This is a genomic window from Spirosoma terrae, from assembly GCF_010435915.1.
GTDB classification, from domain to species: Bacteria; Bacteroidota; Bacteroidia; order Cytophagales; family Spirosomataceae; genus Spirosoma; species Spirosoma terrae.
Genome location: NZ_JAAFZH010000023.1, coordinates 75,971 through 88,962, shown reverse-complemented (window position 1 = coordinate 88,962; position 12,992 = coordinate 75,971). Strand labels below are relative to the sequence as shown.

Annotated in this window: 8 protein-coding genes; 3 read left to right on the top strand and 5 right to left on the bottom strand. The window is 46.0% G+C overall.

The window, feature by feature from the left end; genetic code table 11:
• Positions 1-284 precede the first annotated feature (284 nt).
• The gene (locus tag GK108_RS29625; protein ID WP_163955211.1) at positions 285-1,322 is read left to right on the top strand and encodes an aldose 1-epimerase; all 1,038 of its coding nucleotides are present in this window, start codon (positions 285-287) and stop codon (positions 1,320-1,322) included.
• Positions 1,323-1,393: 71 nt separating this feature from the next.
• Here GK108_RS29625 and GK108_RS29620 read toward each other — a convergent pair whose 3' ends face one another.
• Positions 1,394-1,966: a hypothetical protein gene (locus GK108_RS29620; RefSeq protein ID WP_163955210.1), complete on the bottom strand. Its 573-nt coding sequence runs from the start codon at positions 1,964-1,966 to the stop codon at positions 1,394-1,396.
• Positions 1,967-2,193: 227 nt separating this feature from the next.
• On the bottom strand, positions 2,194-3,720 hold the full coding sequence (locus GK108_RS29615; RefSeq protein WP_163955209.1) for a PKD domain-containing protein: 1,527 nt from the start codon (positions 3,718-3,720) through the stop codon (positions 2,194-2,196).
• A gap of 364 nt (positions 3,721-4,084) precedes the next feature.
• Between GK108_RS29615 and GK108_RS29610 the strand changes: the two genes are divergently transcribed.
• Positions 4,085-5,881: a M61 family metallopeptidase gene (locus GK108_RS29610; protein ID WP_246225270.1), complete on the top strand. Its 1,797-nt coding sequence runs from the start codon at positions 4,085-4,087 to the stop codon at positions 5,879-5,881.
• A 232-nt stretch (positions 5,882-6,113) separates the two neighbouring features.
• Here GK108_RS29610 and GK108_RS29605 read toward each other — a convergent pair whose 3' ends face one another.
• The 3 genes from GK108_RS29605 to porX form a co-directional block, all read right to left on the bottom strand.
• On the bottom strand, positions 6,114-7,193 hold the full coding sequence (locus GK108_RS29605) for a hypothetical protein (protein WP_163955208.1): 1,080 nt from the start codon (positions 7,191-7,193) through the stop codon (positions 6,114-6,116).
• Positions 7,186-9,399 carry a transcriptional adapter gene (locus GK108_RS29600; RefSeq protein ID WP_163955207.1) on the bottom strand — a complete coding sequence of 738 codons (2,214 nt, stop codon included), beginning with the start codon at positions 9,397-9,399 and terminating at the stop codon, positions 7,186-7,188. Before GK108_RS29600 ends, GK108_RS29605 begins: the two co-directional genes overlap by 8 nt.
• Positions 9,400-9,925: 526 nt before the next feature.
• A complete protein-coding gene (gene porX, locus GK108_RS29595; RefSeq protein WP_163955206.1) occupies positions 9,926-11,494 on the bottom strand; it encodes a T9SS response regulator signal transducer PorX in 1,569 nt (522 codons plus the stop codon).
• 332 nt (positions 11,495-11,826) lie between these two features.
• Here porX and GK108_RS29590 point away from each other — a divergent pair, with 332 nt between their 5' ends.
• Entirely contained in the window at positions 11,827-12,939 is a 1,113-nt protein-coding gene (locus GK108_RS29590; protein WP_163955205.1) for a LysM peptidoglycan-binding domain-containing protein, read from the top strand.
• Positions 12,940-12,992 lie beyond the last annotated feature (53 nt).

The following is a 12,992-nucleotide window of genomic DNA, read 5'->3' as shown; positions in this document are numbered from 1 at the left end:
GAACAGCGTATATTTCTTTTTTACAACTATTTCTTTAAAAAACCTTTACTGCTTCCGATCTACTTTTCTACAGCCAGCTTATGGTCGGAGCGATCACTTTCCGGTTGAAGCAGAATCTACTGAAATAGCCTGTGGTGAGCTAAAATAGGGCTTGAATTGACGGTTAACGAGGCTGGTTTTTGTCCAGTAAAAGAGATAGAAACGATTACTTATTTTGGCATAAAGGCAAACAAAATTGGTTTGTAAGCACTTACTAAAGTACCGCCTTTACGAATCTCAATCTTATGTCTTTTTCAATTACAACTCAGCCGTTTGGTCCGTTACCTCTTCCATCGGATCGGAAACCATTAACTGAATACATCCTTCAATACGAAGGAACGGGCGAATTTGCGACGATTATTCCCGGCTTTGGGGGCTTTCTCCGTCGCCTGGTGCTACGTCGTGGACAGCACTTGTTTGCCTTGCTTAAATCGCCGGATTCTCCTCAGGCATTGCTAGCCGATGAGTCCTATGCAGGTTCGTTGCTGTTCCCGTTTCCAAGCCGGATTAAGCATGGTATTTATGCGTTCGAAGGCGAAAAGCATGCGTTACGTATGAATGAGGCCAGTCGCGATAATGCGATTCATGGCCTGGTGCATGGCCAGTCTTTTACTGTTGTTGACCAGGAAACAACGCCCAATCATGCCAGCCTGACGGTGCGTTACGATTACGCAGGCGATGCCGTTGGATATCCATTTCCGTTTGCCTTGACGGTGACCTACGAACTTACCCGCGCCGACTGGTTGAATCTGGGTAGTAATCCTGATGAGGATCGAATGTGTGCGCTACGTATTACGTACTCAGCACTTAATACTGGAGAAACTCGTTGTCCGGTCGCCTTTGGATGGCATCCCTATTTTACATTTACCAGTGAGCCAATTGATGAGCTGGAGATCTCACTACCCGCTCGATCGGTGATCAAGCTCGATGACTATATGATTCCGAGTGGCATCGAGCCGAAAACTCCGGCCGAAACATTCAGCTTGCGTGAACGAACGCTAGATACGCCTTTTCTGATTGAACCTACAGGTCAAACGCCCGATGGCGTGAGCTTTGCCGAAACGATTCTCGATTCACCCAAGGCCGGTGTGAAGCTCGTTGTTGGGCAGGAAACGGGCGAAGGAAAACTGAACTATCTAGTTTGCTACACGCCAGCCCGGCGCGATAGTATTGCTATAGAGCCGTTGACGGCTAACGTCGATTCGCTCAATAACGGAGAAGGACTCGTTGTCCTGAATCCAGGCGAGGCTATGACGGGGTCGATGTGGGTTCGGCTACAGTAAATTAGACGAAAAAGAGGAGTTGGCGATCAAACGGCTACCAGCTCCTCTTTTTCTATAGGTTTAGCCAACTCCTACCAGCTAATCGCTTTTAGCGTTACGCCTTGTGGATTTTCCTGATCCGATAACTTAATGGCTGTTTTGCCACTGGCGACCTGATAATTCATCTTTTCCTGTTTTAACTCACTGGACGTAGCATTGCGGTTAATATTACTTCTGGGCGCGCAGGAGTAAAAACCACGATACTTACCGCTGGTTGGGGTGATAACGAAAGTTTGGTTCGTGGCATCAACCGATATTTTTCCCTTAAAATAGGTGTAAGCTTCCGTTCTACAGTTATAGCTAGTGGTTGAGTTAATAATGTATTCATCATACGTACCGTCGGCGTGGATGTCGAAAACCAGCGCCTGCTCGTAGGCATTCCCGGCATATTGCCCGTTGTAATCCCAGAAGTTGGTGGGCGAAAACGTTCCGTACGACCATTTGCCGACAAGCTCGGCGGGGACTTTGTTCGTATTGGATGGATTATGCGGATTAGGTGCTTCGTGGGATGAATCGTTGGTTGGGTCTACAGCCAGGTCATCTCCTTTTTTGCAGGCGGTGAACAGAATAACAAGCGCAAAAAGCGCCATGATGTGCATTTTCATTGATGTCTGGTAATTTTTGTTTTAGCGTTATTTCGTTGCCGAAATGGACGCAAAACAAGTCACAGAACTAGCTGCGGCCTAAATCACCTGACATCAATACGCCAATCGATCGACTGAACTGCCGAAAAGACAGCTTGAATTGATTGGATTGCTTTGCCAGATCCAACCCTAAAACGAGAGCGTCTGACCCTGTATAGATGAGAGTGGCAGACGCTCCGTAATGTAGTCTAATAGTCGACCCGGAATGGTACGTATACCGTTCGGTTACCAATTTTGACCTGTACAGAACTCCAGAAATAATAACTGCCACCAGCCGGAACACTTGGATTGACGGTCATGGTCCAGGTTGTTCGGTAGTAGTTAGCCGTTCCGTCCAGAAGCTTACCTAAAGTGCCAAACATAGTAAGTAATTGAGGAGCGTCCTGGGCAAACATGAAAGCGCCACCCGTTTGATTGGCAATATTGGCTAAGGAAGGGATATCTGCGTCTTTTAGTCCAACCATAAAGATCTTAACGTTTTGCTGTTTAGCCCGCTGAATAAGCGTATTGGTCGAGACACCACCTTCTGTATCCACTCCGTCGGTAAATACAACAACCGCTTTATTAGCGTTAGGTGCTTTTTGAGCTGTATAGTCGAGTACCGAATAAGTCGATTTATAGAGCGGAGTTCCTCCGTCGACTAAGTTTTTAAGATTGTCGAGGGTGCTATAATAGCTGCTGCCATTATTAGTGAATCCATTGCCATAATAAGTGAGCTCGTAGGGTAACTTGCCACTGCTGGCAAATGCGCTAAGGAATACATTGTCATTAGGGCCTAATGAGCCACAGAAAATTTTAGCGGCTTCAATGCGACTATTTTCTGGATCTGTACTCTGGATGCTACCACTCTGGTCAAGAAGCAATGCTGCTGAATAGGCCTGGGACGTAGTGCCTGATATCATCTGGACGCCATCGTTGCTAAACGAATAATTGGTGTTGTTGCTCGTTAGGGAGCCAATGCTGAAATTGGCCCGCTGAAGGTTGGTGCTAAGCGTGTTATCGATGTCGGCAACGGCAATATCAAGTGTGAAGCGGATGGTGCCGCCATTTCGCGAAATCAGTGTAGAGCGAATCACGGCACCTGAAGGCAACTTAACAATGCCTTCTGCCTTTTTTAGCTCAATCAGCGTGCACTGAGATTTTGAGATCGTGACAGAGCCACTCCATTGCCGTCCCGATTCATTAACGGCTGAGTACGTATAGTTGCCGGGGGCCAAAATGAAACTGGGTAGGTTGGTATTATCGCAACTGGGGACGCTATTCCAGTAGGACGTTGTTTCTTTCGTACTACCATTTGAGAGCTTAATAATCGTATTTCCTTCGCCTATACTGGTTTTCCAGAAGGAGAGTTTTCCGTTGTTTCCGCCGAAGGGATTAGACGTAACCGTAATGATCGCATACGCCTGGTCGGTTCCGCCTGCGTTTTTAGCCGTTAATGTTACGCGGAACGTACCGCCCTCGGTGAATGTGTGCGTTGGGCTAGCCTGCGTTGATGTCGTTCCATCGTCAAAGTTCCATTCGTATGAAGTTGCGTTCTTGGATTCATTGATAAAGCTGATGGTGACAGGCGCTTCTAAATTACGGGAAGGCCCGTAGGAGAAATTAGCGATAGGAGCAGGTTCCGGATCTTTAGGAGTACATCCCCAGGCGAGAGCGCACAAAATGATAGCTGCCCATACGTACTGGCTGCGAAAAATGCGTAAAATCTGTTTCATAAAATGTTGGTGTGGATAAGAAGATTAGCACAAAGCTATTGGCACGGTGTTCCGATCTCAATACCCCGATAGGGGGATTTTATGGTTATAAAAAATGGTTTTTTGTTGATAACTGCTTGTTGGTTAGTGAGTTGATCGCTAGCGAAATGATGCTGGCTGGGGATAGCCGACGGGTTCCCTGCGTAGTTAGGCTACGGAAAGTCTGGCGTTATCGGAAATGGATGGGGAGGGGGAGTGGGGAAACGGACTTAGTCAGACGTATTGGCCTCTCATCCAATTTTACGGGGCACAAGCCGGAATATTACGTATGTTTACCGATCCAGTTGTCAGCAAGACAACACCTTGATTTAGTTTACAAGTTACTATGAACAAGTTTGTTTGGAGTACGATGCTGGCTTTTGCTTCCTTATCGACTCCCCTTTGGGCAGCCGGCCCAGCACCGCTTACGTATGAAGTAGACCTGAATAATCGGGCCGATGATCAGTTTAACGTTACTTTACATGTTGACGGACTAAAGCCTGCCAATGCTGTTTATCAGTTTGCGTCTACGGCTCCCGGAACGTATCAGGTTATGGATATAGGGCGCTTTGTTCGTTCATTCAAAGCATTTGACAAGAAGGGACATGAACTCGCAACGAAGCAGTTATCGACTAATCAATGGCAAATTGATCAGCCGGAACAGGTGCGCCAGATTAAATATCAGGTTGCCGAGACCTGGGATACGCCGGTCAAAAAAGACGTTATTTACCGGATGTGTGGTACGTCTATTGAGCAGGACCACGTACTGATCAATGGTCAGGGCGTATTTGGTTTTCCGCAGGGAATGCAGGCAACACCAGTAGCCGTAAAAATCAAGTATCCGACAGAGTGGTCGGTTGGTACTGCGCTGGAAAAAAACAAAGATGGGTACTATCTGGCCGATAGCTACGACCGCATTGTTGATTCTCCCATTCTGCTTGGCCGCTTAACCCGCGCCGAAACCAACGTAGCGGGTGCTACGGTAGAAGTCTATACGTATTCGAAGACCGATCAGGTTAGCTCAACGCAGTTGCTGAATAGTATGCAGGATATGCTGAAGGCCGCTGGGCAGTTTCTGGGTAAGCTACCGGTAAAGCGATATACGTTTCTCTACCACTTTGAAGACGAAAGCTGGGGAGCCTGGGAACATTCCTACAGTTCGGAGTATATTTTCAAGGAAGCTCCCTTTTCGCCTGCTTTGGCCCAGACCGTTACGTCGATTGCCGCTCACGAGTTTTTCCATGTTGTTACGCCCCTGAACATCCATAGTGAGCTGATTCAGCAGTTTAACTTCGAAACGCCTACACCGTCAGCCCACCTGTGGCTGTATGAGGGCGTAACGGAATGGGCCAACGGAGCCATGCGGCTACGGGGTGGCCTGACCGATTTGCCAACGTATTGTGGCGAGTTGAGCCAGAAAGTCAAAATCGACCAGCAGTTAGACACGACGTATAGTTTACTGAAACTAGCGCTAACCTGCTATACGCCAGAAGGCCAGCGCCAGTACGGGAATATTTATAACCGAGGAGCATTAGTAGCTGGCTTGTTGGATATTCGGTTGCTCGAATTATCGGGTGGGAAGCGGGGGCTTCGCGAAGTAATTAATGACTTGACCACTACCTACGGTCCTAATCGCCCCTTCTCCGAAAAGGACTTCTTCGCTATTTTCACGCAAAAGACTTACCCTGAAATTGGCGACTTTTTCAATCGCTACGTTAAAAACGCGGAACATTTGCCGCTTCAGGAGTACTTCAGCAAAATCGGAATTGCTTATAAGCCTGCTGTTCCTACCGGCAAGAAGCTACCTTCGCTGGGCATGCGTATTGGACCCGTAAACGATACGTTACGAATACGGCAGGTTAGTGAACCACTACGTCTGGCGGGGATTCAGGAAAATGATGAGCTGGTCAGCTTTAATCAACAGCCAGTCAGCATGGATACGTTTGCTGCGATTCGCGACCAAATACGTAGCCTGAAAGCTGGCGATACGTACGAAGTTTCTGTACGACGTAATGGACAGGTTGTTCCCGTAAAGGCTACTATGCAGGAAATAGACGAAGTCAATCGGTACGTTTTTGAACCCGACCCGCAGGCAACTGCGCAGCAGCTTCAGCTGAGGGAGCGTTGGCAGAAAAATCTCTAGGAGATTTTTCGCCAATCGATAACACCAACAGATGTATAAAGAAAGCCCCCAGAGATGGTATTGAACCTCTTCGGGGGCTTTTGTATGACTTTGTACGTATGAATCAGGTATATAAGCCGTTGTTTAATTGTATAGAAACGATAGAGCGGGATAGTTGATAGGTTGCGAATAATAGTGCTTCATGAAACTATAAGTTAACAAAGAATACGTGTACATCGATAAAATAGACATCCTATAGTAACTGGCTGCCTTGAATGACTGTAAAACCACTGGCCATATTTCCTCGTAAGGGGTCTGCTTTACATCCTCTTGCAAAATTATCCATGGCACTTACAAACGGCTTGTCGTTACCGAACCAATGGAACCAGAAGCCTGGGTTTTCAAGAAAGCGCTTAATAACAAAGCGTAATATGTAACGTAGCGGCTGGTCTCCGTATCGGGGGTTATACTTGGCTAAAATAGTCTCTTTCATAAACTGAGGAGAGTAAGCGTTCGGCTGATCCATATAGGCGTAGATGATGTTACCTAACGTTTCTACAGGCGTTACGACTACCGCCACATTGTCTTTCATGCTGGCCAGCAGGTCGAGAAGAGGTTTATAGCCAAGCTTTATTCGCTCAAGCAACTGATCGGCGCAGGCTGGATCGGCCATCCATTTTTCACATTTGACCGGCGCGAGAACCACTAATTTTTTCCCGTTTATCTCTTTATAGGCTTCCTCAAAAATGGAGCAAAGATTGTTGGGGCCTGGTTTCCCGTTTTCAAACAGATTACGGTCTTTATGGAATCGCCAGGGTTGTCGCTTGCTTTCTTCAATCATGAGTGCAGGCGTGTCAATGGCAATCATCGTAACGGCACAATCGCGAATTCGCCGGATAACATCTTTGGGATGGTCTGCTAGTTGCTCGCCTGGGTAATCCCGCAACACTAACTGAATCTTGGGTTTTTTATTCTTTTGCCCTAGGTTAAAACGGTACTCAATATCGCTGGAATTGAGGCCATTGAGTTTATAGGTATAATCGGTTGTCGATGACGATCGGCCATTCAGCGTATGGTTATCCTTGGTCTTGCTGATCACAGTTGGCTGAACCACATCGGCGTTGTTCAGGGGCATCTGCGTGGTGGTTCCGAACGCATTTTGCAAATCCTGAACGTAGTTACCCAGGCTATCATCCAGGTCGCGGGCAGGTCTTATTTCTAAATCATTGTCGAGTTCAATTACTTCAGAAAACTGGCTGTAAATCGTTGAGAGTAAACTTGTTTTTCCGGCCCGTACTGACCCAATCACTGTGATGTCAAATTCCTTATTCATATTTTTGGTTCTCAGCTATGAGGATGGATCGATTGATAGTATTTACGCGTTCGGTAGCTTCCTGCCATTGCCACCGTAGCCCGTTGCTTACCGATAATTCCTGGAAGCTGTCTGGCCATACCTTCGCCCGATTATCTATATAGAATGATTGCCATTCATCCATAACGTTTTCAGAACGTAGCACTTTGTCTACGAACTGCTCAATAGTGGCGAAAATCGCCTGGTTAATCTCAATAGGCCAGGACTCCAATTCATTCTTCAGGCTCTCCAGCACGATCTTATGCATCGCATTCAGAAGTGCTAATACTTCCTTCGCAGATGGTTTAGCGCTTAATTCGGCTTTTCCGGAATCGGGGGTCAAGCAATCCAGATGACGACGAAGGCGGTAATAGAAAAAGCCCTGATACGAAATCTGAAAGTCTACAAGCATTTCGAAGGCTGGGTAGAGGAGAGGATGCTGGTCCTGCAGAGGGGTAATAATATCTTTTAAAAAAGAGCTTCCTTCATGGGCACTTAGGTTGTTTAATCGACCTTGATTTACATTCTTTAATACATCAACAATTTGCATTTTAACGGCTTCGACCGATTTGCTCAAGCCTATCTCCAGACTTTCAAAATGTCGGGTAATGTACGTTCGGCTATAGTTCAGGTAATGTTCGCAGGCCGACTTGTAGCCACCTAAAAGGTTTCTTGTATCTTCAATTTGTTCAAGGCTCGGTAAGCCTGAGTCAGAATAGGAATTTTCCTGAGCTTGGAGCACATATTCCTGGAAGGTCTCGTTTGGTATTTCGCGTCGTTCGCGTAAATCCTGGACCTGTTGTTCGAGTCCCGTATACAGTTTCTTTACGGTATCTCTGAATAAGCGATTAAATACGTTAAAGCTGAATGGAGTTGATTCGGCTACCAGACCAAGAGCGTCTTTTGCTTTTCTCGTTTCCGCCTTGATCAGGTTATGCAGTTGCAGGAGCCGATCATTAAGTATGTTTATATATTGCAGGTCTACTTTTTCCTGTTTTTTATCCAGATAGCTCAAGATGCTTTGAAGAAGAACGGAGTTAACCTGCTCGGGGTCGGAACAGTCAACGATGAGCTCTTCCACAAACTTCATTTGCTCTGAAAGATCCTCTACCAAACGCTCGCAGTTGCTGAGATTATCTTCGTTAGGCGAAGAAGAACGGACATGGTTCATGACCAAAAAGGCCCATTCGCTTAACGGAATTTCGGGCACTATACCCCCGGCAGTGTCGTATAAATCAATTTCCTGAGGCTTCCAGACTTCCCCCAGACCTGATGGTTTTTTTACGAAGAAGATGATGTCGATGTCATTTTGTAAGGCGCTGATCAGCCAGTCTTCGGTTACCAGCCCTGTGTCGCCCAACCCTGGCATATCCACAAACGCGATATTGCCGACGTTCTCATGCGGAAATGAACAAATGATATGGGCTTCCCGAACGGCTAAGAAATTATAAAAGCTACGCTGTCCGGTGCTATCGTCCTGGGCAACAAACTCGCGTATATGCTGAGCGGGAACGTAGAGAGGAGAGGTTTGTTTTAACCGAGTTTTGTAGTCAGGTAAATGATCCTTATAGAGCTCAAGCTGGGCGTATTTGATTCTCGCGCTTAGGTTTTGTTGCTTGTCGGCCGGTAGAGGAGGAAGCGGAGTATCTTCAAATTCCTCAATGGTGGCTGGTGCGGGTAAGTTGAGCAACTCATTATAATAAGGAGTTAATACGTCCTGAATAAAAGCTGTGCTCGTGTAAAAGTATACTTCGCCATGGGGCTCAACATCAGGATTATGAATAATTATGCTGCGTGTTCCCGTACAATGGCCGTAGCGCCCCGCAGGAATTGCACTATCATCCAGCCCTGATAAACTTCGGAGCAATTGGCTCTTACCTTGCCGGGCCAATCCTACTACGCCAATATTAATCGTTTTTCGGTTGAACCTTGAATAGTAGCGGGATAGATTTTGCTCCTCTGCAATGATTCGCTGTCGGAGTGAGTCGAGGTCAATGCCCAGCAAACGTAGTCTGATAGTTTCATTATCAGTCGAGTTAAAAATTTCTTCCCGACGTTGCCCCATCAATTCTATCGCTGATTTAAGAACGTTAAGCTGTTGGCGAATGTCGCTCAACTTCTTGGCCAGCAGTTGCCGTCTGGCAATAATTGAATTAATTTGATATTTTTCTGGATGATTAGTGATCATATAAGAGGTAAGTTCTCAGTTACGAAGTTTAATGAAAATATTATTCGGTTAATTAAAGTAGTTCTTTATTCGAAAAAAGTAAATATTATATCATATAAAATTTTGTAAAATGCCTTAAAAAGTGTATGAAACTTTATATTTTAACAAAAAAAGTTTTCTGTAATTTACTTTTGGTTGCAATAATAGTTCTGGTAGTTTTCTAATATGATTATTAGTACATGAATTTATTATTTGGGGTATTCGATAGTTGATGTAGGCTAATCATGTTTAATCGGTGACGCTAATTTTGGGTAATCAGGCAGTTTTTAGCCAGGGAACAAGAACTAACAGCAAGCGGTCAGCGCGATTAGATAGACTTACTTGGCGAGTAGCGGTATAAGTAACTTCTGAGCTAGTCTGTGAAATAAGTTGTGGTAGGGCTTGCGCTTTGACAAATGAACTGGCTAGATAGGCCATTATGTAGAAGGGGCTCTGGGCATACGTCTATTACGTATGCCCAGAGCCCCTTCTACAGGATACTGTATTATTATCGTTTGGCTGTTAAGTAAGCAAACGGAATAACCATCTCTTCCAGCGAAACTCCTCCGTGCTGGAACGTATTTCGATAATGGTTAACGTAGTAGTTATAGTTGTTCGGATACGCAAAGAAGTAGTCTTCCAGCGTGAATACATAAGCCGTTGATACGTGTGGCTTAGGTAGGAAAAGACGCTCTGGTTTACGGCCAACAAATATATGGTTGTCATCGAAGCCCAGGTTCTTTCCTTGTTTGTAGCGCAGATTCGTGTTTGTTTCACGATAGCCAACAATTTTGGCGGGTTTCTGCACCCGAATCATACCATGGTCAGTTGTAACGACCAGTCGTCCACCTTTGGCAGAAATCTTCTGTATCAGTTCCAATAGGGGAGAGTGGAGGAACCACGACCGCGTAATGGAACGATAGGCCGACTCGTCGGGAGCCAGCTCTTTGATCATAGCCATATCCGTGCGAGCGTGCGAAAGCATATCTACGAAGTTGTAGACGATTACGTTCAACTGATTTTGCAGCAGGTTATTGAAGTTATCGACCAGCGATTTACCCTGATTTACGTTCAAGACCTTATGGTAAGACATCTTGATGTTCAACCGGCTCTGCTCAAGCTGTTTCCGAAGAAACTCATCTTCGTGATTATTCAAACCTTCGTCTTCGTTATCGTCGTTTACCCAAAGATCTGGATGTTTCCGTTCCATCTCGCTGGGCATCATACCCGAAAAAATAGCATTACGGGCAAATCCAGTAGTGGTTGGCAGTATAGAATAATACGAAGATTCTTCTTCGAGCGTGAAGTACTCGCCCAGAAGCGGCTCAATCACTTTCCACTGATCGTACCGTAGGTTATCGATCAAAAGAAAGAATAAGGGAGCGTTATTTCCGGACTGATCGAGCAGTGGGAAAACCTTCTTGCGCATCAACTGATGCGACATAACAGGCGCATCGGCTTTAGGATCGTTGAGCCAGTCTTCGTAGTTGTCCATAATGAACTTGCAGAACGTAGAGTTTGCCTCACTTTTCTGCATATTCATTACTTCGCTCATACTTCTGTCCTGCGAGCTGTCTAGCTCCAGTTCCCAGTATATGAGTTTTTTATAGACATCGGCCCACTCGCTGAAATCCATACGGTCGTTATACTGCATGGATATGTTTCGGAAATCCTGCTGATAACCAATATTGGTACGTTCGGTTACGAGCCGTTTATTGTCCAGTATCTTCTTGACCGATAGCAGAATTTGGTTTGGATTAAGTGGTTTGATGAGGTAATCGGCAATTTTCGACCCGATAGCCTCTTCCATGATGTGTTCCTCTTCGCTTTTGGTGATCATCACAACGGGCAGGTTAGGCCGCATCTGCTTAATCTGAGAGAGCGTTTCGAGGCCGGTCATACCGGGCATCATTTCATCTAAAAATACGACATCATAGTTTGTTTGCTCAACCTCTTCAAGCGCATCGGCTCCACTATTTACGGGCGTTACTTCATACCCTTTATTTTTTAGGAACAGGATGTGTGGCTTGAGCAGATCAATCTCGTCGTCGGCCCAAAGTATCGAGTAATTTTGCATGTAGTCGGGGTTTCTAGTATTAACTAATTTGTTGGATAAACGGCTGTAAAACTTCTACTTAGATTCGCTGAATATCCTCGAAAATGACGCGAAGTATAAGCAAAAATAGCATTCAGAAAGTCACCTTCTTTTAAACAGTAAACGCTGGTTTGTGTTTCAGCGGTTCAGAATTAAGGTTTTTTAACACCTGCCAGATAGGCTTTCGGGACCTGAAATCAGACGCAAAAGTTAGCTCAATACGTTCTGAATGAGAGTTAGCCCAATTTTTACACTATTTTTACAACAAACTCCTGTTGATGAGTTTCCTGTAGGCTTTTGGTTAGTACTAACCCATGAAGAAATACGTAATACTTATCGCTCTGTCGCTGTTGGCAAGTGGTTTTGTTCGTGCTCATACTGTCGCTGATTCAGTAGGGGTCGAGAAAAAAGATGGCAAGCGGTTCATTTTACACCGTGTTGATGAAGGGCAGACGCTATTTGCTATTGCCCGTCGATATTCGAGTTCCGTAAATGCTATAAAAGCGGCTAATCCAGAACTGGGTAGTACGGTACGCTACGCTCAGATTGTTAGAATCCCTATTCCCGACGGAGCCCTAAGCCGGAAGGCGGCCAAAGCGATGGATAAGGCGATTAAAAAGGAAGAGAAGCAGAAAGAAAAAGAGCAGGAAAGCAAAACCAGGTCGGAATCCGTTGCTAAAACAACGGAGAAAAAGCCGGAAAAAGATGCTCGTAAAAGCAGCGATCCCGGCAAAGCAGGTATTCACGTAGTAGAACCTGGACAGACGTTATATAGTCTGGCTGTTCGATACAACGTATCGCAGTCCGATCTGCGGAAGTGGAATAGTCTGTCAGGGAATAACGTGTTGATCGGGCAGGCGCTGATTGTGACAGAAAAAGCCTATCAGGCACGCACTCCATCGGGACCAATAGCCACAACTCCGGTCAAAACACCCGCTCCGGCTCATCCCGATACCCCTGCCCGGATGGCTCCCAAAACAGAACGGCCACCTGTTCAGAAGAAGGCTGAAGAGCCTGTTTCGCCGAAGCCAGAACCAACAGCACCCCGGATAGAGCCATCCAATCCAGCGAAAAGCGATAACGTAGCACCGGCAAAACCCGAGGAGGTGGTAGAAGAGCCCCGGCCGGGTAACGATGCGCCAATGCCAACCCGTGGCCGGCGTATTGCTACGAGTGGTGTTGCTGAAATGATTGATGGCGATGCGTCCGGAAAATATCTGGCTCTGCATCGTACTGCGCCTATCGGTACGTTAGTACAGGTACGTAATGAGTTTAATAATCAGAGTTTGTGGGTAAAAGTGATTGGGCGTCTGCCAAACACGGGTGTAAACGATAAGATCCTGATAAAGCTGTCGTCGCAGGCTTTTGCGAAACTTTCCCCGTCTGACCGGCGTTTTCGAGCAGAGGTTAGTTACATTGCCCCTTAAGCAGTTTATAGTTTACAGTCTATAGGTTTTCAGTGTGCTGATTGCCCCCGTTA